Origin of the sequence: Alcanivorax sp. S6407 (assembly GCF_023016115.1) — a bacterium.
In the GTDB taxonomy this organism is placed as follows: domain Bacteria; phylum Pseudomonadota; class Gammaproteobacteria; order Pseudomonadales; family Alcanivoracaceae; genus Alcanivorax.
On the sequence record NZ_JALKBH010000002.1, the window covers coordinates 824,643 to 849,215 of the forward strand.

The window sequence follows — 24,573 nt, forward strand, 5'->3', positions numbered from 1 at the left end:
TATGGATTCCGGCTCGATCAAGGACCCAGGGAGCCCTACACGGCGTGACTGCTAACCAGACTCACAATCCGCTACCCACAGGCAATGATATCAGCCTGCCCTGGCACCTTCGCCTGCCCGCCCCCCTCGAGCAGGACTTCCGATATTATTCACGCAACAGTGCCGCCGGTGCCGCCTCCGCGGCACTGATACTGATCGCCATCCTGCTGGTATCCGCCATGGTGGTGGAATCCCTGGTCGGCACCGACATTCTGCTGAAGACCTGGCGACCCCGACTGTTTTCACTGATGGTCACCGGCGGCTGTCTGATTCTCTGCCACCAGCCGCGCTGGCGTGACTGGCTGCAGCCCGCACTGCTGGCACTGTCCTTTACCTTGTCCCTGTCAGGTATTTACCTGGGCGTGATCATTGATCATCCCCTGTCCTGGGTGTTCTTTTTGCAGACCCCGCTGTCAGTGGTAATGATCAGCACCCTGTTTCGGCTACCTCTGTACAGCACTGTTATCAGTACTGTACTGATGACCTGCGCCCTGATCGCCGGGCTGTTCATCTCGACGCAATCTACCCCATTCGAGCATCTCTCCCTGGCCCTGCTAAGCCTGGCCTTTGTCAGCATGAGCTTGTTTGGCCAGTACGTTTATGAACGGTTGCTGCGCAAGCACTTCCTCTCCGAGCATGTGCTCTATCAACACCGGGACGAACTGCATACCGCCAACCAGGTACTGGAGAGCCAGGCCACCGTGGATGGTATGACCGGCTGCATCAACCGCCGCGGTATGGAAGCTCGTCTCAACCATCTTTATCACCTGCTTAAACAGAACAGTCCGGATGCGCCGGAGCGGATTAACCTGCTGCTCTTCGATATCGATTTCTTCAAGCAATACAACGACACCTACGGCCACCCCGCCGGGGATGAATGTCTGAAGAAAGTCTCAGCGGTACCGCTTTCCATGGTGCAGGCAGAGAAGGATTTTGCCGCCCGCTATGGCGGTGAAGAGTTTGTCATCGTGCTCACCGACTCCAGCTTCAATGATGCCCTGGTTTTCGCCGAGCGCATGCGCAACCGGGTAGAACAGCTGGGCCTCCCCCACAGCGGCTCCCGCGTCAACCAGGTCGTGACCATCAGTATCGGTGTCTCCTGCTCCGACGGCGGCGCAGATAACGGCGACGCCTTGCTGAAACAGGCTGACGAAGCCCTCTACCAGGCCAAAGGCGCCGGCCGCAACCGCGTCGCCATGATGAACAATCAGGGTCAGGTGGAGATGCTGACGTAAAGAGACGCAGCATGCTTGATGCCTGATGCCTGATGCCTGATGCCTGATGCCTGATGCCTGATGCCTGATGCCTGATGCCTGATGCCTGATGCAAAAAGGCACGCCCGGTTACCCGGGCGGGCCTTTTTGCATCGGTAAAACACTCCAGGCTTGCATGGCAATGGCGTGTTGCTTGTTGCGTGAAGCGTGCCGCGGCTCTCTGTAGGAGCTTGCCTGCAAGCGATCCGAGCCTAAGCGAGGTAATGAGTTTCGAAAGGCAGAACCGGAATTCAAGGCCTGTCCGCCGGTTTTAGATTTTCGCAATCTCGTTACTCGTCACTCGTTTCTGGAATCCTTACCTCGCTTGGGCTCGGATCGCGAGCAGGCTCGTTATTCGCTGCGCTCCCCCCTTCGGGGCCGCACTCCGTGCGTTACTCCGCTGCGCTACGTTCCTACAGCGGCTTCGTAGGAAGGCTGAACAACCCGGGAACTTTCCCGGGTTGTTCTATCCAATCGAGCGTAGCTCGTAGCCGTGCCGCCTCAGGCCGCCATCTCCTCCTTCGGGCCGAAGAACTCAAAGTGAATGTCAGCGGCATCCACACCACGACCCACCAGCAACTGGTTCACTATCCGCATCATCGGTGCTGGACCACAGAAGTAATACTGGGCACGACGATTTCCGACCAGCTCATCGAGCAGCTCACCATCCACAAAGCCCTCACTGTCAAAGCCCTCATCCTCTTCAGAGGCTTCGCTCAGGCGCACATGACAACGCAAGTTGTCATGCATTCCCTGCAGGCTGTTCAACTCTTCCACAAAAGGGCGCTCCGCACTGTTGCGGGCACACTGGATCAGGATCACTTCACGTCCGGCCTGCTGCGCCAGCGCCCCATGCAACATGGCTAGCAACGGGGTAATGCCCACCCCGCCGGCAATCAGCACCAGCGGCACCTCCCCAGCTGGCGCCGGTTGCAGGGTAAACTCACCGCAGGGCGGCGCAAGCTCTACCACATCGCCCTCACCAATCTGCTCATGCAGGTACGCAGACACCACCCCGGCAGGCTGTCCGGCACCATTGCCGGCTTCCTTCTTCACACTGATACGGTACAGATCAGGGTCAGGTTGGCCGGACAGGCTGTAGTTTCGCATCACCGGTTCGCTGCCATCGGGGGCAACCCGCAAGGTCAGGTACTGGCCGGGCAACGCAGCATGCAGCGGCTCACCATCTTCCGGGCGAAGATAAAAAGACACGATGTTGTCACTGGCCGGCTCTCGACGGGCCACTACAAAACGCCGGAAACCATTCCAGCCATGGGTCTTCTGCTGATCCGCATAGATCTGCCCCTCACGGGCAATCAGGATATCCGCCAGCACCCCGTAGGCCGCACCCCAGGCATCAATCACCGCATCGGTGGCCCCCTCGCCCAGCACTTCCTGAATCGCCGCCAGCAGATTGGCACCGACAATCGGGTAATGCTCGGCAAGGATCTGCAGAGAAGCATGCTTCTGGGCGATCAGCTCCACCGCATCGGCCAGCAGCTCGGGCGTCTCGATATGTTGTGCATAGGCACAGATGGCCCCCGCCAGCGCCCGCTGCTGTGTCCCGGCGTGCTGATGCGCCGGATTGAAAAAGGCCAGCACTTCGGGATTTTCCCGGAACATGCGCTGGTAGAAATGGCGGGTGAGGGTTTCACCATGCTCTTGAAGAATCGGAACAGTCTGCTTGATCACGGCCAGTTGGCTTTCACTCAGCATCGGCTTTCTCCTTTATTAGGTATTTTACATGCCTCTTTTAAAGAGGCATATTATTTACCTGTTTAGCGACGCGCAAGCACAAAAACTGACATGCAATTGACCACCCATACCGATTACGCCCTGCGCACCCTGATCTGCCTGGCCCTGCAGCCGGACAATGCCCCCATGACGGTGCAGGAAATTGCCCGCCGTTATGACATCTCCGCCAACCATGTGGCCAAGGTGGCACAGACGCTTACCCAGCTGGGCTACATCAACAGCCTGCGCGGCCGCGGCGGCGGCCTGGTACTGGCCCGCACCCCGGACAGCATCAACCTGGGCACCCTGGTGCGGGAGACAGAAAACCTGAAGTTGCTGGACTGCTTTGGTGAGAACTCACAATGCGCCATCGAACCGGCCTGCAAGCTGAAGAACATGTTCATGCAGGCGCAGCAGGCGTTTCTGAAGGTGCTGGACGGTTACACCCTGGCGGATGCGATCCGGAATGGGGAGGAGTTGAGGGTGTTGTGGCGGTGAAGGAACTGGTTGAGGTGCGGATCATCGGGTAACGAGAAACGAGTTTCGAAACGCAAAGCCTTCAAACCTTGCACTTGGCCGCCGTTTTTTTGATTTCCGAAACTTGGTACTCGAAACGCGCTTCTGGAATCCTTTCCTCGCCCAGGCTCGGATCGCCTGCAGGCAGGCTCCTACAGGTTCTAGCAAAGACATGTGCCAGCTGCATCTCAGTTCCTCGCTGTCGCTCGGTTCGCACCTTAAGTGGTGTTATTCGCTTCGCTCACCCTTCGGGCCGCACTCCGTGCGTTACTCCGCTGCGCTACGTTCCTTGCAGCTTCGTTGAAAGGCTGAAAACCCGGGAACTTTTCGGGTTTCTTTATCCAACCAAGCGTAGCTTGTAGCTTGTAGCTTGTAGCTTGTAGCTTGTAGCTCGTAGCTCGTAGCTCGTAGCTCACAGCTATCATTCCTCCATCGGCGGCACGATGGTGACCGGGTCCAGTCGCTCGGAATACCAGTTAAGACGCCAGTCCAAATGCGGGCCGGTAGCGCGGCCGGTGGCGCCCACCTTGGCAACCGGCTCGCCCTGCTTCACCGTCTGCCCTGGAGTCACCAGCACTTCGCTGAGGTGAATCATGGTGGAGGACACGCCAAAGCCGTGGTCCATGATCAGCGTGCCACCGGAGTAATAATTGTCATCCTGAACCAGGGTAACCACCGCATCCGCTGGCGCCACCACCACGGTGCCGGTGGGGCGTGCCACATCGACACCATAGTGCGGAGTGCCGGGCTTGCCGTTGTAGACCCGCTGGCTGCCATAAACGCCACTGATGCGGCCGGTCAGCGGCCACTGGAAATCACTGAGAAAAGCCTGCAGGTCGGTGTCACTGGCCCGGGCTTTCTTGATCTCGGCCACCTCCGCACGGATGCGTTTGAGCACCGCTTCCGGCGGCGGATCCACGGTGCGCTGCGGCACACCCTCCACCCGCTGGATATTGTATTCACGCTTGTCGAGCGACACAGCCACCTGCTGACTTTCCTCGCCCTTTGTCAATTCCAGAGTCTGTTCCAGTTCGGCATCGCGACCAAACCCCACCGCGAAGAAACCCGCATCGGTGGTACGCACCGGCTTGCCAGCCAGCGCCACTGTTACACCCGGCGCCACCTGCCCGCGCAACAGCGAGCCCTGGGTGCGCTCACCATTGAGGGAAAGCAACCAGTCGCTGGCCAGCGATGTGGTCGACAGGAAACAAAGCCCGGCAAGAAATAGTGTTCTCAACATATCACCTCAGATAAAAATACGGTGCCGTCTAAAATGGAACGTGGCACAGCGAGTTGCGAGAAGCGAGTTTCGAAAATCAAAGTCCGAACCGGTATGGCAAGGTGGGCTTTGCCTTTCGAAACACGCTTCTGGAATCCTTGCCTCGCCGAGGCTCGGATCGCTTGCAGGCAAGCTCCTACAGCGGCTCCGCAGAAAGCCTGAAAAACCCGGGAACTTTTCCGGGTCTTCTCATCAAATCGAGCGTAGCTTGTAGCTTGTAGCTTGTAGCTTGTAGCTTGTAGCTTGTAGCTTGTAGCTTGTAGCTTGTAGCTTGCAGTTCGCAGCTACAAAAACCCCGCTCCGTCGTCCACATCCAGCTGTACCGGATCCAGATGCTTCTCGCCATATTCCCGCCACACTCTGGAGTGGATAAACAGCTGATAGAGATCCGGGTCCAGATGATCGTTATCACGCATGCGCTGCATGATCGCCAATGCCTCACTGAGTTTCAGGGGCGTCTTGTAGGGACGCTCCTTGGCGGTGAGCGCCTCGAACACATCGGCAATGGCCATGATCCTTGCCGGAATCGACATCTGCTCACGCTTGAGACCCAGCGGGAAACCGGTCCCGTCCATCTTCTCATGGTGGCCGCCGGCATACTCAGGCACCTGTCGCAGCTTGGGCGGAAAGGGCAACGAGCCCAGCATATCCAGGGTCACATCCATATGCCCATTGATGATCTGACGCTCTTCCGGGGTCAGGGTTCCACGGGGAATACAGAGGTTCTCTACCTCATTGTCCGTCAATAACGGCTTGCTCTGACCCCAGGCATCGGTCCAGCGACGGGCAGCGATGTTTCTCACCCGCTGCTGGTCTTCCATTGCCATGGCCTCGCCTCCCCGATTGATCCGCTCCAGGAAGGTAAGATCACCGGTCAGGTCACTGATCTCCTGCTCCATGCGCTCACGCAGAGACGGCTCCAAGTGTGGCGTCTGCAGGCATTCGCGCTCATAACGAAAACAGATCTCGGCGCGCAGGACAGCAAAACGGCTGGCCACCTCATCGATGCGATCATGCAGGGTATGCAGCTTGGTGGACTTGTCGAGCACGGAGTCCGGCGTCGCCAGCTTGCCACAATCGTGCAGCCAGGCCGCCACATGCAGCTCGTACCAGCCGTCTTCATCCAGGCTGAAATCGGCGAACTGATCCTGATCATCGCAGGCCGCCTGGGCAAGCAGCTCGGTGATCACCGGCACCCGCTGGCAGTGGGCACTGGTATGCGGGCTCTTGGCATCAATGGCCTGGGCCAGCACCTTGATAAAGGCATCCAGCAGCCCCTTGAGATCCTGCACCTGGGTGAGATTGCTCAGCGCGGTACCGGCATAGGTCAGCAGGGACTGGAAAATCAGGTGGCCGTTCTCCAGCCGCTGAAGATGCCGCGGCACCTCGCTCTGATAGGCCAGCTGCATCACCCCGGTGACGCGGCCTTCGTGGTTATACAAGGGCCACAGCTGAGTGGCCAGACAACCCGGTGCCAGCTGTTCCAGCAGCGCAGCGTCAGCCTCGGGCACGGGCCGATCCGCCAGCACCACCGTCAACGGCTCTCCGTCGGCGAAACAGGCTTCTACCAGCCCGCTACCATCCAGCGGCCGGAACAGGGCAGGCGTTTCGCGCACCGCCATGCCAGGCTCGGGTGACGCCAGGCAAAACAGCCCTTCACCCTGATGATTATCCCGATACAGCCACACCCAGCCAGTGTCCGCCTTGCACAGGAATCGGGCCTCGCGCAGCAGGGCATCCATCAGCCGTGGCACATCCTTCTGCTCACTCAGATGCTGGGCAACCCGCAGCAACCGCGGCAACACGTCCTTGCCATCGCGGAGATCGGTATCGGGTTCAGGTGTACTCATGAGCATCCGGCTCCAAATGTGATGTCCTTCTCAGACAAGGATAGGCGGTGAGGATTCCCCGGGAAACCTTTTGCAGGTGGATCTAGCCATACGTCCGATAATCCGCGCTGGAGCCTGCCCCAAAGGCCTGATACCTTGAATGAAACCCCAACAGCCCCTACCATCCTCCGGTTCTGAGCCAACCACCTGGATCTCTTGTCACCCATGAGCGTGAGCTACCAACTGCCCGACGGGGCAACCATGGAGTTTGATCAGCCGGCCTCTGCACTGGATATCGCCGAGCGGATCAGCAAAAAACTCGCCAAACAAGCCCTGGCCGCCAAGGTCAACGGCAACCTGATCGACGTCTATCTGCCCATCGACGATGGTGCCACGGTGGAAATCGTCACCCGCGACACCGACGACGCCCTTGAGCTGATTCGTCACGACGCGGCCCACATCATGGCCGAAGCGGTTCAGGAACTGTTTCCCGACACCCAGGTGACCATTGGTCCGACCATCGAGAATGGCTTCTACTACGACTTCCATCGTGCCGAACCGTTCACCCCGGATGACCTCAAGACCATCGAAAAGCGCATGCAGGACATCGTGCGCCGCAACGAGGACATCCGCCGGGAAGTGTGGGACCGCGACGAAGCGGTGGAGTTCTTCCTGAAAGCCGGTGAAGAGTTCAAGGCCGAGATCATTCGTGACCTGCCCGCCGACCAGGAAGTGAGCCTCTACCGTCAGGGCGATTTCATCGACCTGTGCCGTGGCCCGCACCTGCCCAGCACCAGCAAGCTGGGCGATGGCTTCAAGCTCACCAAGGTGGCCGGCGCCTACTGGCGTGGTGATGCCTCCAAGGCCCAGCTGCAGCGCATCTACGGCACCGCCTGGCGCGACAAGAAAGAATTGAACGCCTACCTCAAGCAGCTTGAGGAAGCGGAAAAGCGTGACCACCGCAAACTGGCAAAGGAAATGGGCCTGTTCCATATCCAGCAGGAAGCGGTGGGCAGCATGTTCTGGCACCCGAAAGGCTGGCGCATGCGCAAGAACCTGGAAAACTACATCCGCGGCAAGATGGAAAAAGGCGGCTACCAGGAAGTAGCCACCCCGCAGATGATGGACCGCATCCTCTGGGAACAATCCGGCCACTGGGACAAGTACAGCGATGACATGTTCACCGTCTGTACCCACGACCACAAGGAAATGGCCGTGAAGCCCATGAACTGCCCGGGCCACGTGCAGATCTTCAACCAGGGCATCAAGAGCTACCGGGACCTGCCGATTCGCCTCGGCGAATTCACCACCCTGTTCCGTAACGAAGCTCACGGTGCCCTGCACGGCCTGATGCGTGCCCGTTCCTTCAGCCAGGATGATGCCCACATCTTCTGTACTGAAGAACAGATCAATGTGGAGACCGCCGGCTTTATCGAAATGCTGCGCGAGGTCTACCAGGACTTCGGTTTCGAATCCTTCCGCATCAAGTTCTCCGACCGTCCGGACAACCGGGCCGGCTCCGACGAGACCTGGGACAAGGCCGAAGGCGCGTTACGCCAAGCGGTGGAATCCCTGGGGCTGGAGTGCGAACTGAACCCGGGTGAAGGCGCCTTCTACGGCCCGAAACTGGAATTCGTGCTGCGTGACGCCATTGGCCGTGACTGGCAGTGCGGCACCCTTCAGGTGGACTTCGTGCTGCCCGAGCGTCTGGATGCGGAATACGTGGCCGAGGACGGCTCCCGCCAGCGCCCGGTAATGCTGCACCGTGCGGTACTGGGTTCCCTTGAGCGCTTCCTGGGTATCCTGATCGAGTCCACTGCCGGTCACCTGCCCCTGTGGCTGGCGCCGGTACCGGTGGCCATCTGTACCATTACCAATGCGGCCGACGACTACGCCCGCGAAGTCCAGCAGAAACTGGTTGCCGCTGGCGTACCTGCCGAGCTGGACATCCGCAACGAGAAGATCGGCTTCAAGGTCCGCGAGCATTCCAGAACCAAGACCCCGCGTATCTGGGTAGTGGGCGAGAAGGAAGCGGAAGAGAAGCAGGTTGCCGTGCGCACCCTCGGCTCCCAGGCCACTGAAAACATGGATCTGGACGAAGCGGTAGCGGCACTGGCTGAAGCCGCACGCCTGCCGATTTAAAGAGACGCAACACGCTGCACGCTTCACGCAACACGCCAGGCACTGCGCGTGTTGCATGTTGCGTGTTGCGTGAAGCGGCGGAGCTCTCATGTTCAAAGACAACGAACACCAGCCCGAAGGCTTTCAGGTTTCCCTCAAGGAAGCGCTGGACAACCTCAAGTACAACAGCGAGGGCCTGGTGCCTGCCATTGCCCAGCAACACGACACCGGCGAAGTGCTGATGATGGCGTGGATGAATCGCGAAGCCATCGAGGAAACCCTGCAAACCGGCCGCGTCTGCTACTTCTCCCGCTCCCGCGGCAAGCTGTGGCGCAAGGGCGAATCCTCCGGCCAGGTACAACTGCTGAAAGAACTGCGCTTCGATTGCGACGCCGACACTGTGCTGGTGCTCGTGGACCAGACCGGCCCCGCCTGCCACACCGGCCGCCGCGACTGCTTCTACTGGAAAGCCGACGCCGACAACGTGACCATCGACAAGACACCGATCATCGATCCCAAAGAACTCTACAAGTAGAGCCCTGCAAGCCATGACGCTAAAACTGCACAACACCCTCACCGGGCAAAAGGACGACTTCATTCCGCTGGATCCCAACCGCATCACCCTCTATGTGTGCGGCCCCACGGTCTACAACTTCGTCCACATCGGTAACGCCCGCCCGGTGGTGGTGTTTGATGTGCTGTACCGCCTGCTGCAAAGGCTCTACCCGGAAGTCGCCTACGCCCGCAACATCACCGACATCGATGACAAGATCATCAATGCCGCGGCGGAAAACGGCGAAGACATCGGCGAACTCACCGAGCGCTTCAGTGCCGCCTTCCTGGAAGACATGGCGGCTCTCAACGCCAAGACCCCGAACATCATCCCCAAGGCCACCGATCACATCCCCGAGATGATCGAAATGATCGAGACCCTGGTGGAGAAAGGCCACGCCTACGAGGCCGATGGCCAGGTGCTGTTCGCGGTGGAATCCATGCCCGACTACGGCAAGCTGTCCGGTCGCAAGCTGGAAGACATGCTCGCCGGTGCCCGCGTGGAAGTGGCCGACTACAAGCGCCATCCCGGCGACTTCATCCTCTGGAAGCCGTCCACGGATGAACAACCGGGCTGGGACTCCCCCTGGGGCCGTGGCCGCCCCGGCTGGCACATCGAGTGCTCCGCCATGATCCACAAGCACCTGGGGGATGTGATCGATATCCACGGTGGCGGTCAGGACCTGATCTTCCCGCACCACGAGAATGAAATCGCCCAGGGCTGCTGTGCCCACGGCACCGACTATGTGCGCTACTGGATGCACAACGGCTACATCAACATCGACGGCGAGAAGATGTCCAAGTCGCTGGGCAACTTCCGTCTGGTGCGCGATCTGCTTACCCAGTACCACGGCGAGATCCTGCGCTTCGCGCTGGTCTCCAGCCATTACCGCTCGCCGCTGAACTTCTCCGCCGATGTGCTGGAGAATGCAGAGAAGGGCCTGGATACCCTGTACTACGCCCTGCTCGGCCGTGGCGAAACCGTTGCACCGGAAGCCGGTTACCAGCTACCGGACAACCACCCGGTACTGGCCGCCCTGAAAGATGACCTGAACACCTCGGAAGCGGTCAGCGCCCTGCACGCCATCGCCGGCGAACTGAACAAGGCAGAGCTGGCCGACAAGCCGAAACTGAAAGCCGAACTGTTGGCCGCCGCCGACCTGCTTGGCCTGCTCACCGAGGAACCCACCGCCTGGTTCCAGAACAAGAACGTGAGCGAAGATGGCCTCAGCAACGACGAGATCGATGCGCTGGTGGCCGAGCGCACCCAGGCCAAGAAAGACAAGAACTTCGCCCGCGCCGACGAAATCCGCCAGCAACTCACCGACGCCGGCATCCAGCTGGAAGACACCCGCGAAGGCACGCGCTGGAGTCGGTAAGAGAGACGCAACACGCAGCACGCTTCACGCAACAACGCGACGGACAGGCTGCAGTGGCTCCAAACAAAAAGGCCGCGCCCGGATGATGGGCGCGGCCTTTGCGTTTTGCGGGAAATGAGGAACGAGTTGCGAGTTGCGAGTTGCGAGTTGCGAAAATCAAAACCGGGATCGTAGCCGATGTCATCAATGGCAACGCCGCCTTGCGAACAGAACCCCGCCCCTTTCTGAAACCGTAGGAGCGGTGGTTCCACCGCGATTCGCCACGTTCAAACAGGCATCGCGGTCGAACGACCGTTCCCACAAGGGCTGAAGCATCTCCTGATTTTTGTAGGAGCCATGCTCGCATGGCGATCCCGAGCCTGGGCGAGGAAATGAGTTTCGAGTTACGAGAAGCGAGTTTCGAAAGACAAAACCTCAAACCTAGTGCCTGGTTGTTGTCTTTTGATTTTCGAAACTCGTTACTCGAAACTCGCTTCTGGAATCCTTACCTCGCCCAAGCGCGGCATCGTGGCCCGCCGCTCACTCCAAGCCCAACCCGCGTTGCAGCTTGAGGCTTGAAGCTTGTCGCTTTTCCTCACAGCTGACAGCTCAAAGCTCACAGCTGCCTTACAACTCCAGCTGATCCATCCCCGGCAGCTTCGGCAGATCTTCCCGCGTGGCATTGGCAAAGCGCGGCTTCTGCAGCTGTTCCTTGATCCCTTCCAGGGTCACATAGGGCGCCCTGGTGGCCACCAGGTTGGCCAGCCATACCGGCACACTGCCGCCCGGATCTACGAAGGTCTCGAACTTCACCCGCACCCAGCCATCGGCCAACGGGGTAATGGTGAACTGGTTGTCCAGCGCCGGAATACGCACAAAGCCATCACGCTTGTCGATAAACCCGGCCGCATTGACGCTGTGCAGGGTAATCACCCGGCTATCGCCATCCTGGCTCAGGGTATTGGCCAGCACCACATCCCGGTCCGACACCGGCCAGATGCCGTGAAAGGACATCAGGATGCGCTCCTTGTGTTCACTGCTGAGGCGCTCGGCGTCCTGGTTCTGGAAAATCCACTCCGGGAAGGTATCCACCGCGGTAATCACCGCCAGCACCGAGGTCATGGTTCCCTGCAGCTCCACCACCCCCTTGAAAGCCTTCACCGGACTGCCGTCCACTTTCTTGGCCCAGGTGGTCACTTCGCCACGGGCACCGCCCTCACGGGTAGTCTCCCAGCTCGCATCCACTTGCGCCCAAACCGGGCTGGCCACCATCAACAGGGCCAAAATCAGCGCTTTCATGTCTCTCTCCAATGCAGTGCATCAACAGCGCGCAGTATGCACCCACTCCCCCCGGACTCAAGGCCCCACGGGAAATTGACCCAACCGGCACGTTCCCCCAACCCACTTATAGAAATATTTACCACCGAGGACACAGAGATCACTGAGGGAAAGAAGGTTTGTATCTCTGTGAACCCCGAGAGCTCTGTGGTGAAAAAGCTTTTGATTCTGCCCCGGAATCAAATCACCACCGGGCGTCACGAATAGCCTCCTGCCCCCAGCCTCGCTTTTGCCTTTCGAAACTCGCTCCTCGTAACTCGTAACTCGTAACTCGCCTCTCCCCCCTGCCCTGCCCTGCCCACTGCAAGCCGGCCATCCATCAGCCAACCCTAGCCAGCCCCCCCGGATTCCCTTTATCATCCCCAAACGTATACCACCACGCAGGGCTTCCATCGTGAAACCGCTCCTGCTCGGCATCATCTGGCTGTATCAGAAAGTGCTGAGCCCCTGGACAGGCAACCAGTGCCGCTTCTATCCGAGCTGCTCGCATTACGCGAAGCAGGCGATAGAGGTGCATGGTGCCCTGCGCGGCAGTGCCCTGGCGGCGAAGCGGATCTGCAAGTGCCACCCGGGCAACCCCGGCGGGTTTGATTATGTTCCCGGCACCGAGCCCCACGATCGGGAGACCAGCGCATGATGCGTTCCCGTCTCTCGTTCACCCTGGTGCTCTCGCTGCTCTGTGCCCAGCTGTTCTTGGCCTGGCACGGTCCCAGCCACATCGATACGCAAGGCGACCCCCACCAGCAGGCCCTGCTGGTAGCCGACTGCGATGCCTGTGCCCACGGCCATGGATTTGTGGCTCTGCCGGTAGCCAGTGTGCCAATCGCCCCACCGGTGGCCCCGGTACTGGGTGACGACCAGCCACAAGCCAGCTTTATCCCCACTTCAGCCCTGCCCGCGCAAGCCCGGGCCCCTCCGCATTACGCCTGAAATACCCAAGATCAGATTCAACTGCGACGGTCATGGTGAGCGCCTGAACCCCTGCTTTTTCTTCAGGGACTGTGCGCCAGTCTCCCGTGCCCGTCACTGATTCATAGTCATTATTCAGGACGTAACATGAACAAGTTTTATGCCGCCGGCGCCATGCTGGCCCTGTCTTCCTCCGTGGTTGCTGCTGAAGGCAACAGCACCAGCAACAATCCCCTGGCCGCCTTCAATCCGGCCTTCTCCGTCATCTTCGACGGCATGTACTACAGCGATAACGTGAAGGGTGAAGGTGCAGCCCTGCTGGAGGACGCCGACAGCGCCTTCCACAGTCACGGCGGCCATGAAGAACATGGACACGGCGATCTCAAGCGCGGTTTCAACCTGAACGAAACCGAGCTGACCATGAGCGGTTCCGTCGACAGCTACTTTGATGCCTGGCTGTCAGCCGCCATCAGCAGCGATGGCGACTTCGAGCTGGAAGAAGCCTGGGTGCGCAGCCAATCCCTGCCCGCCGGCCTGCAGGTGAAAGCCGGCCGCTTCCTCAGCGCCATCGGCTACCACAATGAAAAGCACCCCCACAGCTGGAACTTCGCCGACCAGAACCTGGCCTACCTGAGCCTGTTCGGGGATCACGGCGTCAGCGGTGACGGCCTCCAGCTGACCTGGCTGGCCCCCACCGACAGCTACCTGCAGCTGGGCCTGGAAATCCTCCAGGGCGACAACCTGGAGCGGGCAGGCAGCGTGATTGATGCCGAGCATGTCGCCGAAGATATCAGCGCCGAGCTGGGCGTCGATGTCACCGCAGAGGACCTCAATCTGGCCGAGCAGGATGGTCCCCAGCTGGGTATCTTCACCCTGCGCTACGCCCCGGACCTTGGCGCCCGCCGCGCCCTGCAGCTGGGCCTGTCCGCAGCTCGCCACCAGGACAGCCAGGCCTTCCACGAAGAAGAAGGCGGTGAGCTGTTCGTCACCGAAGGCGATACCGATGTCTACGGTGCCCAGGCGGTCTACAAGCACTTCCCCACCGGCCAGTACGGCAAGGGAGGCTGGAGCCTCACTGGTGAATACTTCTATGCCGATTCCGACCAGGAAGCAGTGTTCCACAGTGAAGCGGATGAGCTCGGCCTGCCGGTCACCAGTGAACAGGGCGCGGCCTATGTGGAAGCCACCTACGGCTTTGCCCCGCGCTGGCAGTTCGGTCTGCGCACCGCCGCCAGCGGCATCGGTGGCGAGTTCAGTGAGGGTGACGAAACCGAGGAAGTGCGACTGTCCCGTCAACACAGCGCCGCCCTCACCTGGTATGCCACCGAGTTCTCCAAGCTGCGCCTGCAGTTCAACCGCAATGACGTACACGGTCATGACGGCAACAAGGAGTACAATCAGGTATTCCTGCAATACAACCTGAGCCTGGGCGCCCACGGCGCGCACTCATTCTGAGGAGGCAAACATGACCCTGCAAAGCACGACATTGCGGGTTCGTGGTCTGTTGATCGCCGCGCTTTGCGCGGCGTCATTCAGCGCCCACGCGGACCTTCGCATCCTCGCCTGTGAACCGGAATGGGGCCAGCTGGCCACAGAGATCGGCGGCGACCTGGTCACCGTCAAGACCGCCAGCGCGCCGGGGCAGGATGCCCACCACATTCAGGCCCGTCCCAGCCTGCTCGCCCAGGTGCGCCGTGCCGACATGGTGTTGTGTACCGGTGCCGGGCTGGAGACCGGCTGGCTGCCGGTGCTGCTCAACCGCGGCGGCAACCCGGATGTGCGCCAGGCCCCGGGCCTGTTCATGGCTGCCGAACAGGTAGACCGGCTGGAGATCCCTGTCACGCTGGACCGGGCCGATGGCGATGTGCACGCCATGGGCAATCCCCATGTGCACATGGATCCGCGCCGCGTGATCACCATCTCGCAACAGCTGGCAGAACGCTTTGCCACCCTGGATCCGGACCATGCCGACCGCTACCGTCAGCAGCAGCAAGCCTGGCAAGCGGCACTCGAGCCCAGAGTTGACGCCTGGGAAAAACAAGCCGCCAGCCTGAAAGGTCTCAAGGTCATTTCCTACCACCGCACCTGGGCCTACCTGCTGGACTGGCTGGAGATGACCCGCGTGGATGAGCTGGAACCCAAGCCCGGCCTGCCGCCCACCCCGGGCCATCTGGCCAGTCTGGTGGACAAGGCCGGCAAGGAGCAGGTAGGCCTGATCCTCTACCAGCCCATCAACGGGGACAAGGCGCCCAACTGGCTGGCCAGCCGCACCGCCGCCTGTGCCGTGGAGCTACCTTTCTCCCCCGGGGAGGAGGGAACCGACACCCTGACCAGCCTGTACGACACCCTGATCCAGCGCCTCACCCATGCGCTTCAGGCATGTGAAGGAGGCAAGGCATGATCGATATCCTGCTGCCGGCGTTCATCGCCGGCATGCTGGTACTGGCCAGCCATATTCCGCTGGGCCGGCAGGTACTGGAGCGGGGCATCATCTTTATCGACCTGGCGGTGGCGCAAGCCGCCGCCACCGGTCTCCTTGCGGCACGTCACTTTGCCCATGTGGAAACCGAATGGCTGCTGCAGCTGGCCGCCATCGCCACCGCCCTGGGTTTTGCCCTGGTGCTGCACCAACTGGAAAGACTGGGCAACCGGGTACAGGAAGCCCTGATCGGCGCCACCTTTGTGGTGCTCGCCAGCGCCAGTGTACTGATGCTCGCCAACGATCCCCACGGCGGCGAACACCTCAGTGCCAGCCTGGCCGGACAGATCCTCTGGGTCGATACCCCACAACTGCTGGGCCTGGCCGCCAGCGCCCTCGCCGCCCTCGCCGCCATGGCCCTGTTCCGTCATCCCCTGCTGGCCTTCTACCTGCCCTTTGCCATCGCGATCACCGCCTCGGTACAGGCGGTGGGAGTCTATCTGGTGTTCGCATCGCTGATCTTCCCGGCCCTGTCCGCTTACCAGAGCCAGCGGCCCCTGCTCATCGCCGCCGCCGTCGGCGTCACCGGCTATCTGTTCGGCCTGGCGGCCAGCCTGTGGCTGGACTGGCCCAGCGGCCCGGCCGTCGTCACCACCCTGGCCTGCGCGGCCATTCTCGCCGCTGTGACACGGGCCGTCGCAGCCAGACGGTGAATTGGCTACAATCCATGGCATTGCACACTTGCGAAAGGATCACCCCGATAATGATGAAGAAATTGCTCATCGCTGCCCTTGGCAGCCTGCCCCTGCTGGCCAACGCTGGCGGCTTCGCCGGTCTCGACTATGTCAGCAGCAAGATCGAACCGGACAACACCAATGCCTCCGCCAAGCCCCAGGCCCTGCAGTTCAAGTTCGGCAGCTGGATCAACAAGGACGAAACCCTGGGCGGCGAAGTGCGTCTGGGTCTGGGTGTGGGCGATGACGAGCTGTCCCGCTTTGCCGATCTGGAAATCGACCGTTATTACGGCGCCTACTTCCGCGGCCAGTTCCCCAACACCCTGCCAGTGCGCCCCTACGGCCTGATCGGTTTGACCTACATGGAAACCACCGTGGAATACGACAACGGCGGCAGCGACGGCGAGAACTTCAAGGATCTTTCCCTCGGTCTGGGTGTGGACATCACCGTGACCCACAACATGTTCGTCAGCGTGGAATACATGCGCGTGGTAGACCGCAGCGGCGACGAAGTGACCAACCTGGCACTGGGCCTGAACGGCCGTTTCTAAGCCTTATGGATCGCCGAAAAAAAACCGCGCCCCGGCGCGGTTTTTTTATGGCCGCTCTGCGGCTGCAACACGCTTCACGCAACATGCATCACGCAAAGATCAAAAGCGGATTTACCACACAGTGCAAAGCGGTCACAGTGATCGGACTGCGAAGTAGTACTGTTCTTGCTCTAGGAGCCCCACTGGAGGGGCGAACAGAACTCACCGCAGGAGCGAACGTTCGGCCGCGAACCGTGCGTCTGCAGGATGCTGCACCAGCACAATGCGGCCCAGCGCGAAGCCTGCCTCACTCAGCCGATCGCTGAACCGACATCCACTGCCCCAGGCCAGACAGCATCTGAATGCAGCCAAACAGGATCGTTCCCCAGACCACCATCCAGGTGGCCATGTAATGGCCCACCGCGCTGGAACTGAGGAAAGTGGCAACCACCACCACCAGGCCCACCACCAGCCACAGCGCACCGAGGCCCACATTCTTTTTCGCTTTGGCCGCCTTGTGTTCCTGTATCACCGCTTTCTGCCGGGCGATCAGCGCCCAGGCCGAAGCATTATCGATACCTCTGGAAAGCAGGTCGTTCACGATCTGCTGATCCGGTTTGCCTGCGAGGAGTAACTGCGCCACACGAGTGCAAGCGGCGAGCATCATGTCGCCCTGGATTTGCTGTTCCATTCATCCCATCCTGAAACGATTGTTCGGTCATCACTCCGTCCTGCGTCAGTCCCATCCTGGGCACAGCAAGAACGGAATCAGGTTCAAGCAGAGCCTGTAGTAAACCAAGCCAGAGCGTCTGTGTCTTCCCCCAAATAGGGTAGGAAGAAAGGATCATAGCCCCCGGGCCAAGGCCCTCGCCTTCTCCAACCAGCGCTGGCGCTTGGCATCATTTGCATATCGCACCGGCCCAAAGGTAGTAATCTCAACCGGCTTGATCCCGGTAAATTCCAGGATGGTCCGGCGAATCTGGTTATGCGCAGGATTGCGGTAAGCCAACCTGAAATACCAGGGCGGCGTGTCCATGGTGATCAGCACCTGCGCAGAGCGCCCGGCCAGCAACTTGTCCCAGAACTGGGAACCCTTGCGGTACTTGAAGGCATAGCCCGGCAGAAAAACCCGATCAAACATGCCCTTCAGAATCGCCGGCATGGAACCCCACCAGACCGGGAACACCAACACCAGATGCTCCGACCAACTGATCGCCTCCTGAACCTCCTTTAACCCCGGCTCCAGCTCCTGGCGCTGGTTATAGCCGAGGCGCAACACCGGATCAAAATCGATCTCCCCCAAGCGAAAGTAGCGCACCTCATTACCAGCCTGCTCCGCAGCCTGCGCATACTCATCAGCCAGCCCACGACAAAAACTGGACGGATCCGGGCTCCCCAGAATCACTGCGATACGTTTTCCCATTCCTTGCTATCCCTGCATTGAAAAAGTCGCACAGGCGATGTCACCACAACGACATCCATCCTGTTACCAGAGGCGACGCGTTAACGCGTCGAGAAGAAGATGGGGAGCCCTGCCGTTATCGCAAGGTATGACAGGACAAGATCGTGCTGAAACAGGAAAGGAAAACCGCTATTGGCCTGATCGGAATAATAGAAGAAACATCGCGCTGGTTTTTGTCACACCTCAACGATAAAACCCGGCAGTGGATCTTAAATTGTCTTTGCCTAAGTGCACGATGCAAGACCGGACCCCGGCTCCCGACCAGAGACCATGGCAGATGGGATAAAATAAAGTCGGCTACAGGGTTGATTTGGGATCACAGTCGCTTGTTATAGAGTTTCCATTTCACGAACCGAATACTTCGGCGGCTCGCCGTAGCCTCTGATCACTACAATTAGATCATTCCTGTTACCAATGACACGATAACGAAACTCAACATAAGATGGGTCTGACGAAGAGCCATTGTAGGAAACTTTTCTTCTAAAAATTATCTCTGACACCCCGCCTGATGCCAGGCCTACCTCTTCATTAGAAAGAATAAATTCCCTGCTCCTCTCGCCCTCAATATCATTCTGATGCCAGACAAGAACCCCTGCCCTGCCGACAAAAGCAATTATTAGTATTAGCGGAATCCATTTCAGGAACCTACGCACCTGCCCTCCCGGCTCACTCTATAACGCCGCGCTCTGCGGAAAATTCGGAGCGCAGCGGAGAATTTGTCCGACAGCAGCGCTTTGTTATACGTACCCTGACCAGAAGCAAAATGTTTACTCAAATCTTTGCTCCCGCCGGTTGTACTCCTCAGCCTCACGCTCTCTATTCTCTCTAATAGACCTATTTAGAAGTGAAAGCTTGGTCCTAGCTATCTCTCGAACCTCAGGAGAGACATGATTTAATAGTTCTGCGAATGCCTCCGATCGAACTTCAAGAATATCGGCAAGTGATCCTGACCACCCACTAGGAAAAGATCTAGAGAAAATAGTTTCGACTATCGCGACTTTGTTCTCTGCGGCATCTAAAAGTGATGTAATGTGATGACTGAGAACTACTTTCTTTGGATTGTCTAGTGCCTGTGATTCCTTGTCTAAGGACGTGTATGCCGAAACGGCACCTGCTACTTTATGAATCCTATCTTGATTTCCATTACACCAATTCAGCACGCGCTCTATAGGCGCTAAGTTTAATGGCGAGCTACTACGATGGACCCTATCTTTAAAAAGCAAATATATAAGTTGTTCGCTATTCTCACTATCTATTAACACTCTATCTAATACAAATTCAGGATAATTTTCTACTAGATAGGCTATGACAGTCTCTAATTCGAAGCCATATAAGCGATATGTCTCAACGCCATTGCAGAGCAAGTTAATAATATCGCGAATTTCATTCTCCGGTGCTGGGTCTGATAAACACTCTGCAATAACACGATCCATTCCATGGAGCTGTCGCCTGCTAATCTCGTCCCTGTGCATTGATAACAGTTTCAAAATGGCCTGCCTTCCGACAGATCGTAGGTCATCGCTAGGACTGTAGTTGCTACCCTTTTCAGTAAAGAGTCGCATACTCAGAATTTCAATGGTTGAAAATATCCCATCGGTTAAACCATTAATTGCGGCAAGTAATTCTGATAAATCATCATCAGGAATGGATTCATGAACTCGACCGTAACTTATATGTTGAAACCTCCATGCTTCCAGTTCACCAGCCTTCGCCAGCTCAATAAGCTTTTTTGCACCCCAAGGGGCTATTGGCGTTGCAGACAAAATATTAACAAAATACTGTTTAAGCTCAGGCACACCTAATACAGACTCCTGAAGCTTCCGAGACAAACCAGGGTCGCCGGAATGTACGCCAGCAATAAAACCGCAAAAGAGGATAGGCTGTACTACTTCTAGCTCTTGCTTTTTCATCAGGCGGACAAGCGTATCAAAGGTTAAAGCTTGGCCTGATGAACCTTTGGCCAACCCTTTGCCGAATGACCAAAGCGCATCGATATGTTTTTCCCATAACCTTGGCGCCAATCTTTCAAGGTAATCAGGTTCAGATGACGCAAGCTCGCCTAGTTTTTCTATCTTCTGATGAATTTTTTCAGAATTTTCTGTGTAATCCCCACCTCTAACTTCTACGTGATCCCATGTGTTAGTCAGAGCATATGCCTCGATTTCGAAATAGGGATCAGCCGGTGCGGCTAAATGTTCAAGTGCTTCAATCCTTTTGAATAACTCAGGTGTGTGTTTCTTCCCGTTGTAATGTATTGTCCGCTTAATGGCCATCCACATGTCTGGCCATTTACCGCCAGCGCCATATTTGCTCACTATGCTTTCGAGAATGTCAAAGCAGCCTGCATAGCTCCATAATCCTACAAAATGATTTGCTAGTAACACCTTTGCCCAATTACAAATGGATTCATCGTCCGAATCTAAAAACGGCACTAACAGCTCAATATAACCTACGTACCAGTCTAATTTCTCTTTATTCGTTGTAGGCTCCCACCCAAAGTCCCTGCTACGAGCACCAAAATCAAACCCTCCAATTGAGCTCCAATGAGAAGCCTCAAACGCAGATCGAAGAATTTCCTGCGCAATCTCAAGCTGTCTCAAGCTGCCAGAATTTAGCATTCTATTCACAAAGGAATGTCTTCGCGTTGGAGTAGCCTGTGTCCCAGAGAGGTATAATGAAAAAAGGCTCGCCAATTGATTAGCGATACTATTGTTGTTCTCGCCAGCTTTTTCTGTTTCCGCAAAGCGAAGAATTAGTCCGGCAGCACGGTCGAAGTACTGATCATCATATGCTATTTTTCTAAGTAACCGAACGAACGTAGAAAAACTTTGATTATCTCTTGAGCAAAAATCTCGAGTTTCCGAAGCTTTCTCTATAGCGATTAAAACTACATCTGGAAACACAGGTGCGATGTGAGTTAGTGCCGTAAGCAACTCAGCATTGCACCGTGCAATGTTATGGAATGGCCCATCAATCCTCATCCATGTATGGGCGAGATATCTAGCAGGTTCGTAGTCATGCAGATATCCTAGTCGATGAGCGCATGATTTGAATAAGCGAAAATTATCAGCCTTTAACAACTCAGCATTAATTTTATCAGGCTCGATGTTCTGCAGAGCTCGTCGTGCGAGACGGTTAGCTACTGCATGCGGTAGCACTGCTCGCCAGTTTCCCCGCTTTTGCGATAGCTGCCTCCGCAATAGCTCTGCATGATTGCGATTCAACCTGTCACGTTCAAATCCGCCAATTCTAGAAAGAGCGCTCAATTCATCATTGAACTCTTTCGGGGAAACATTGAACGAATAAATTAGGGATAGGACCTCTGCGCTTTCAAGCAAATTCTCGGTTGTCCCTTTTCTTTGATTGAAGAGCCTCTGGAACAAGTCTTCATCAGAAAAATTTGCCAAGGTCTCATCTGCACCCACTCGACTCGCCAATGCGATCGCAACACGTGCATTCCCTCCGGAAAACTCTGCAACTTTATCGGCATTAACGCGTCCTAGAGACGGAAACCTCTTTTGAATAAGTTTAGAGACGGTCTGCTCGCTTGATGGTTCGAGGTGTATTACTTCTGTTTCTTCTGGGCGATCATCCGAAATATCATATTCGATAGTAAGAAGACTCAATTTTGCTTGATTTGACGAAACCTGCTTTTGCAGTTTTCTATGAACATCTGGTGGGCAGTTATCCAATACCAAATAACTTAAAAAATCATTGGCTATCAAGTATGAGACAAGCTCAGATGCTGTTGGAGTTAAATCATCACCAAGATCTGCATATATTACATTCGCTCTCGGCAGAGAGTTATCGCATACGTCACTTTCAAAAAGTGCCTGAGCAAAGCGCGTTTTTCCAACCCCTGACAAACCAGTTATTCGTACCACCGAGCCAGGTCTTTGTAATCTTTCACGCACAAGCCTGATTCCATCCGAAATCGCTATAGGCTCTTTGTGATGTGAATTCATATCGATGACGCAAGGGTGTTCGTCAAGCAAAAACTCATCATCTTTATCGACTGGGGTGGATGCCCATCTCCCAAACGGTCGCCATCCGGATAATGGCTTGCCTAGTCTAGAGCGAACCCACAAGGCAACCCCAGGAAATTGTCTCAACCATGCGCTGAGCCGATCCCTACCATAAAAGTCAAGGAGAAGATCTTCGCTATCTGGTAAGCCTTCGAGCGCAGATTTCATTCCCAGAAGTCGTTCTGATAGCATTTTGTCAGAACAATCATCTTTGCCACTAACAATTATATAAGCGCCTTTTTTTTCTAAGAGATCCCCAATAACAGTTTTTAGCGTTCCTTTATCAAGCATTTCCTTTTTGCAGGCCGCTTTACTCATACTGTTTTTCTTTACTTGAAAACCAGTATTTTCACGACTTACAAAGCCTGGCTTTAGTAAAGGGATAGCATTGACAACTCGAACATCGAGACCGCCGTCAGCAGCTTCCTGCGCCCCTCCCCACAGAACACAAGATGTCTGAATTTCTTGGCGAATCAATTCTGCTTCACACAATCTAGCGACCATTTCTCTTAGATCAGCATCATTGAGATTTGAAATATCAGAAGGTTCAAGTTCAAAAAATATCATTAGGTTTCAAAAGTCCCTATATTGCCAATTGATATCGGTAACACTGAAAGAGCGTATAACGTTGCTAACAGGGGCTCGCGTAGCGAGTCCCTGACTGCTTGGCCTTGTTATACACCTTAATTGTCACCAATAAACCCGCCCAATATATTTCCCACCCAATCCATAAGCTCTGAGAAGATGAGCAAGAACAAGGCAACCAATATGCCGCCGACAAGCGCCTGAAATAGCCAGGTGAATGACCCCTTTCCCTCGCGTGAAAATCGAATATTTGGGAACGAGTAATTTATAAGGCGGAGGATTTGCTGATTAATGAACCCCCAAGAGTTGGAAAATATCAGAAACGCGAACAGGAACGTGAGAACGAAAGAGTTCTCGAATTTAAGATGCGGCGATGCCTTTATGGCCGTGATTAGGCTCAAGATAAATCCGCCTGCGACACCCAATATTTGAACCAGAAATTGTGTCCAGGTTGTGCGAGCAAATCCGCTTAGGCTTTTGCTCTTCCCTACAATCTCAAGAATGCCGTTATAGATCGCATCAACAGCATCGCCATCATCCGATGAAACCTGAATATTGCAGTTATTGGGATCATTTGCGTCGAATCTGACCTCGCAATAGGTTCCGTACATCCGGTTGGTTCTTTCGCTCTGAGCCGAATCAAGTGTAAAAATCACTCTCTCAACCTTGGCGGCTTGCTGGTAAAAGCGGAACGCTTCTTGTGCGTCATAGAGACGGTAGCCCCGGTTATCGAATCGGATAACATAGAAAAGTGCCAGCCTCTGATCCGCCTTTTCTTTCTCTGATATACTTTTGGCGTCAATTGCAGAATTTGCGGTAACCAGCCTGTCAATCAAAAAATGATTGATGGACTCCAAGGTCTGCTCTGTAACATTGATATTCGCTATCTTAATATCACGTAGAAATTGCGACACAACTCCCCCTTTCGCACCCCGTATAACGCCTAAAGCACCGGCGGCAAAACCAGAGCGAAGCGGCGGTTTTGACGTCCGGTGCCTTTACTTGTTAGCTGCACGCCGCATACCCTGAGCAAATGCATACAACGAAGACAGCAACTCTTGAAATTGATTGTTAATTTCTTCGTGATTTGGTTTCCATTGAAACTTACCACTCTGATCTGTGGTTTGACCTAGAACCAGATCATTAAGGCTTCCCATGCCTCCGCTACCTGAAAGTATGGTTTCAGCACAGCGCTGGTACTCACCACTATCAAAGGCCGCTAAAGCCTTTTGAAAAAATTGCGACCACCGACTTTCATCTTGCTCAAGCAACTCAATCATCAGGATTAGATCTTTTCTAGTTTTATCGTACATAACTTCCTTAAGGCAGCTAACGCCCGGCTCACCGGGTAAATTTTTGATGGCGGCCTTTGTGCGGCCTTATGCACAAAGGGTGACAGCGGAAATTTATCCGGTGCAGCCGATTGTTATGAGCACTTCTTTCGATAGCCACGAATGATGCCTTTTCTTTTAAGTTTCTCTAAAAAATCTTGCTGCATTCCCGAATAGGCCACCGTGCATTCGCGATGGAAGTTATCATAACCTCCAAACAGGAGCTTCCCATCCATTTCAATCTGAACATGAATGATGCCTTCATTAACCAAGTGGTCCTTCTCAATAAGCTCGTTCCATATCTCTGGATACGTAGAAGGATTCAAAGGAAGAACAACAAAATCCAACTCCGGCTCCTTAGTTTGTCGCTTAAGAGAAGATGTTTCTCCGTGCGTGGCATCCACCCAAGTGCAGAAAGACAAGCCTTTCAAGTCTCCTTCAAACGAGATTTTTGAGTTGGCTGCATATTCCTCCATTACAGCCCTAAGGAGACCGGGCTTGTCTCGGGGGTCAATCCAAACAACATCTTCCTGTCTCATGGTTGATTCTCATAACGCCT

Annotated in this window: 22 protein-coding genes; 11 read left to right on the plus strand and 11 right to left on the minus strand. The window is 56.2% G+C overall.

Annotated elements, in window-relative coordinates; all coding sequences use genetic code 11:
* Window positions 1–44: 44 nt before the first annotated feature.
* A complete protein-coding gene (locus MWU49_RS07005) occupies window positions 45–1,274 on the plus strand; it encodes a GGDEF domain-containing protein (RefSeq protein WP_246969911.1) in 1,230 nt (409 codons plus the stop codon).
* A gap of 519 nt (window positions 1,275–1,793) precedes the next feature.
* Here MWU49_RS07005 and hmpA read toward each other — a convergent pair.
* Window positions 1,794–3,008: an NO-inducible flavohemoprotein gene (gene hmpA / locus MWU49_RS07010; protein WP_246969914.1), complete on the minus strand. Its 1,215-nt coding sequence runs from the start codon at window positions 3,006–3,008 to the stop codon at window positions 1,794–1,796.
* A 90-nt stretch (window positions 3,009–3,098) separates the two neighbouring features.
* Here hmpA and MWU49_RS07015 point away from each other — a divergent pair, with 90 nt between their 5' ends.
* Window positions 3,099–3,524, plus strand: coding sequence for an Rrf2 family transcriptional regulator (locus MWU49_RS07015; RefSeq protein WP_246969917.1), 426 nt, complete (start codon window positions 3,099–3,101; stop codon window positions 3,522–3,524).
* Between the two features lie 439 nt (window positions 3,525–3,963).
* Here the strand turns inward: MWU49_RS07015 and MWU49_RS07020 are convergent, their stop codons facing one another.
* Both MWU49_RS07020 and MWU49_RS07025 read right to left on the minus strand, forming a co-directional pair.
* The gene (locus tag MWU49_RS07020) at window positions 3,964–4,782 is read right to left on the minus strand and encodes a M23 family metallopeptidase (protein ID WP_246969919.1); all 819 of its coding nucleotides are present in this window, start codon (window positions 4,780–4,782) and stop codon (window positions 3,964–3,966) included.
* A gap of 323 nt (window positions 4,783–5,105) precedes the next feature.
* Window positions 5,106–6,671, minus strand: coding sequence for an HD domain-containing phosphohydrolase (locus MWU49_RS07025; RefSeq protein WP_246969921.1), 1,566 nt, complete (start codon window positions 6,669–6,671; stop codon window positions 5,106–5,108).
* Window positions 6,672–6,875: 204 nt separating this feature from the next.
* Between MWU49_RS07025 and thrS the strand changes: the two genes are divergently transcribed.
* The 3 genes from thrS to cysS all read left to right on the plus strand — a co-directional run bounded on the left by thrS (window position 6,876) and on the right by cysS (window position 10,702).
* Complete coding sequence (gene thrS / locus MWU49_RS07030; RefSeq protein ID WP_246969923.1) at window positions 6,876–8,792, plus strand: threonine--tRNA ligase; 1,917 nt, start codon at window positions 6,876–6,878, stop codon at window positions 8,790–8,792.
* Between the two features lie 88 nt (window positions 8,793–8,880).
* A complete protein-coding gene (gene hisI, locus MWU49_RS07035) occupies window positions 8,881–9,306 on the plus strand; it encodes a phosphoribosyl-AMP cyclohydrolase (RefSeq protein WP_246969925.1) in 426 nt (141 codons plus the stop codon).
* A 13-nt stretch (window positions 9,307–9,319) separates the two neighbouring features.
* Window positions 9,320–10,702 (plus strand): cysteine--tRNA ligase, encoded by a 1,383-nt coding sequence (gene cysS / locus MWU49_RS07040; RefSeq protein WP_246969927.1) that lies wholly within the window; start codon window positions 9,320–9,322, stop codon window positions 10,700–10,702.
* A gap of 606 nt (window positions 10,703–11,308) precedes the next feature.
* On the opposite strand, the gene MWU49_RS07045 is transcribed toward cysS, so the two are convergent.
* Window positions 11,309–11,980: an START domain-containing protein gene (locus MWU49_RS07045; protein WP_246969929.1), complete on the minus strand. Its 672-nt coding sequence runs from the start codon at window positions 11,978–11,980 to the stop codon at window positions 11,309–11,311.
* 433 nt (window positions 11,981–12,413) lie between these two features.
* On the opposite strand from MWU49_RS07045, the gene yidD reads away from it, so the two are divergent.
* The 6 genes from yidD to MWU49_RS07075 all read left to right on the plus strand — a co-directional run bounded on the left by yidD (window position 12,414) and on the right by MWU49_RS07075 (window position 16,632).
* Window positions 12,414–12,656, plus strand: coding sequence for a membrane protein insertion efficiency factor YidD (gene yidD, locus MWU49_RS07050; RefSeq protein ID WP_246969932.1), 243 nt, complete (start codon window positions 12,414–12,416; stop codon window positions 12,654–12,656).
* Entirely contained in the window at window positions 12,653–12,949 is a 297-nt protein-coding gene (locus tag MWU49_RS07055) for a hypothetical protein (protein ID WP_246969934.1), read from the plus strand. The genes yidD and MWU49_RS07055 overlap by 4 nt, the downstream gene beginning before the upstream one ends.
* Window positions 12,950–13,075: 126 nt before the next feature.
* On the plus strand, window positions 13,076–14,383 hold the full coding sequence (locus tag MWU49_RS07060; RefSeq protein WP_246969936.1) for a hypothetical protein: 1,308 nt from the start codon (window positions 13,076–13,078) through the stop codon (window positions 14,381–14,383).
* Between the two features lie 10 nt (window positions 14,384–14,393).
* Window positions 14,394–15,329 (plus strand): zinc ABC transporter substrate-binding protein, encoded by a 936-nt coding sequence (locus tag MWU49_RS07065; RefSeq protein ID WP_246969938.1) that lies wholly within the window; start codon window positions 14,394–14,396, stop codon window positions 15,327–15,329.
* Window positions 15,326–16,060 (plus strand): metal ABC transporter permease, encoded by a 735-nt coding sequence (locus MWU49_RS07070; RefSeq protein ID WP_246969940.1) that lies wholly within the window; start codon window positions 15,326–15,328, stop codon window positions 16,058–16,060. Before MWU49_RS07065 ends, MWU49_RS07070 begins: the two co-directional genes overlap by 4 nt.
* Before the next feature lie 50 nt (window positions 16,061–16,110).
* Window positions 16,111–16,632, plus strand: a complete 522-nt coding sequence (locus MWU49_RS07075; RefSeq protein WP_246969942.1) for an outer membrane beta-barrel protein — start codon at window positions 16,111–16,113, stop codon at window positions 16,630–16,632.
* Window positions 16,633–16,918: 286 nt separating this feature from the next.
* Here MWU49_RS07075 and MWU49_RS07080 read toward each other — a convergent pair whose 3' ends face one another.
* The 7 genes from MWU49_RS07080 to MWU49_RS07110 form a co-directional block, all read right to left on the minus strand.
* Window positions 16,919–17,302: a hypothetical protein gene (locus MWU49_RS07080; protein ID WP_246969944.1), complete on the minus strand. Its 384-nt coding sequence runs from the start codon at window positions 17,300–17,302 to the stop codon at window positions 16,919–16,921.
* Between the two features lie 153 nt (window positions 17,303–17,455).
* Window positions 17,456–18,034: an NAD(P)H-dependent oxidoreductase gene (locus tag MWU49_RS07085; RefSeq protein WP_246969947.1), complete on the minus strand. Its 579-nt coding sequence runs from the start codon at window positions 18,032–18,034 to the stop codon at window positions 17,456–17,458.
* 368 nt (window positions 18,035–18,402) lie between these two features.
* Window positions 18,403–18,726, minus strand: coding sequence for a hypothetical protein (locus tag MWU49_RS07090; protein ID WP_246969949.1), 324 nt, complete (start codon window positions 18,724–18,726; stop codon window positions 18,403–18,405).
* Window positions 18,727–18,840: 114 nt separating this feature from the next.
* Window positions 18,841–22,665, minus strand: coding sequence for a hypothetical protein (locus MWU49_RS07095; protein WP_246969952.1), 3,825 nt, complete (start codon window positions 22,663–22,665; stop codon window positions 18,841–18,843).
* 116 nt (window positions 22,666–22,781) lie between these two features.
* Window positions 22,782–23,597, minus strand: coding sequence for a hypothetical protein (locus MWU49_RS07100; RefSeq protein ID WP_246969955.1), 816 nt, complete (start codon window positions 23,595–23,597; stop codon window positions 22,782–22,784).
* Between the two features lie 84 nt (window positions 23,598–23,681).
* A complete protein-coding gene (locus MWU49_RS07105; protein WP_246969958.1) occupies window positions 23,682–23,996 on the minus strand; it encodes a hypothetical protein in 315 nt (104 codons plus the stop codon).
* A 113-nt stretch (window positions 23,997–24,109) separates the two neighbouring features.
* A complete protein-coding gene (locus MWU49_RS07110; RefSeq protein ID WP_246969961.1) occupies window positions 24,110–24,553 on the minus strand; it encodes a hypothetical protein in 444 nt (147 codons plus the stop codon).
* Window positions 24,554–24,573 lie beyond the last annotated feature (20 nt).

What these genes read in the sequence shown, in the direction of transcription:
- hmpA (WP_246969914.1), bottom strand. Translation starts at nt 3,008, where the DNA reads ATGCTGAGTGAAAGCCAACTGGCCGTGATCAAGCAGACTGTTCCGATT.
- MWU49_RS07015 (WP_246969917.1), top strand. Translation starts at nt 3,099, where the DNA reads ATGCAATTGACCACCCATACCGATTACGCCCTGCGCACCCTGATCTGC.
- MWU49_RS07020 (WP_246969919.1), bottom strand. Translation starts at nt 4,782, where the DNA reads ATGTTGAGAACACTATTTCTTGCCGGGCTTTGTTTCCTGTCGACCACA.
- MWU49_RS07025 (WP_246969921.1), bottom strand. Translation starts at nt 6,671, where the DNA reads ATGAGTACACCTGAACCCGATACCGATCTCCGCGATGGCAAGGACGTG.
- thrS (WP_246969923.1), top strand. Translation starts at nt 6,876, where the DNA reads ATGAGCGTGAGCTACCAACTGCCCGACGGGGCAACCATGGAGTTTGAT.
- hisI (WP_246969925.1), top strand. Translation starts at nt 8,881, where the DNA reads ATGTTCAAAGACAACGAACACCAGCCCGAAGGCTTTCAGGTTTCCCTC.
- cysS (WP_246969927.1), top strand. Translation starts at nt 9,320, where the DNA reads ATGACGCTAAAACTGCACAACACCCTCACCGGGCAAAAGGACGACTTC.
- MWU49_RS07045 (WP_246969929.1), bottom strand. Translation starts at nt 11,980, where the DNA reads ATGAAAGCGCTGATTTTGGCCCTGTTGATGGTGGCCAGCCCGGTTTGG.
- MWU49_RS07055 (WP_246969934.1), top strand. Translation starts at nt 12,653, where the DNA reads ATGATGCGTTCCCGTCTCTCGTTCACCCTGGTGCTCTCGCTGCTCTGT.
- MWU49_RS07060 (WP_246969936.1), top strand. Translation starts at nt 13,076, where the DNA reads ATGAACAAGTTTTATGCCGCCGGCGCCATGCTGGCCCTGTCTTCCTCC.
- MWU49_RS07065 (WP_246969938.1), top strand. Translation starts at nt 14,394, where the DNA reads ATGACCCTGCAAAGCACGACATTGCGGGTTCGTGGTCTGTTGATCGCC.
- MWU49_RS07070 (WP_246969940.1), top strand. Translation starts at nt 15,326, where the DNA reads ATGATCGATATCCTGCTGCCGGCGTTCATCGCCGGCATGCTGGTACTG.
- MWU49_RS07075 (WP_246969942.1), top strand. Translation starts at nt 16,111, where the DNA reads ATGATGAAGAAATTGCTCATCGCTGCCCTTGGCAGCCTGCCCCTGCTG.
- MWU49_RS07080 (WP_246969944.1), bottom strand. Translation starts at nt 17,302, where the DNA reads ATGGAACAGCAAATCCAGGGCGACATGATGCTCGCCGCTTGCACTCGT.
- MWU49_RS07085 (WP_246969947.1), bottom strand. Translation starts at nt 18,034, where the DNA reads ATGGGAAAACGTATCGCAGTGATTCTGGGGAGCCCGGATCCGTCCAGT.
- MWU49_RS07095 (WP_246969952.1), bottom strand. Translation starts at nt 22,665, where the DNA reads ATGATATTTTTTGAACTTGAACCTTCTGATATTTCAAATCTCAATGAT.
- MWU49_RS07105 (WP_246969958.1), bottom strand. Translation starts at nt 23,996, where the DNA reads ATGTACGATAAAACTAGAAAAGATCTAATCCTGATGATTGAGTTGCTT.
- MWU49_RS07110 (WP_246969961.1), bottom strand. Translation starts at nt 24,553, where the DNA reads ATGAGACAGGAAGATGTTGTTTGGATTGACCCCCGAGACAAGCCCGGT.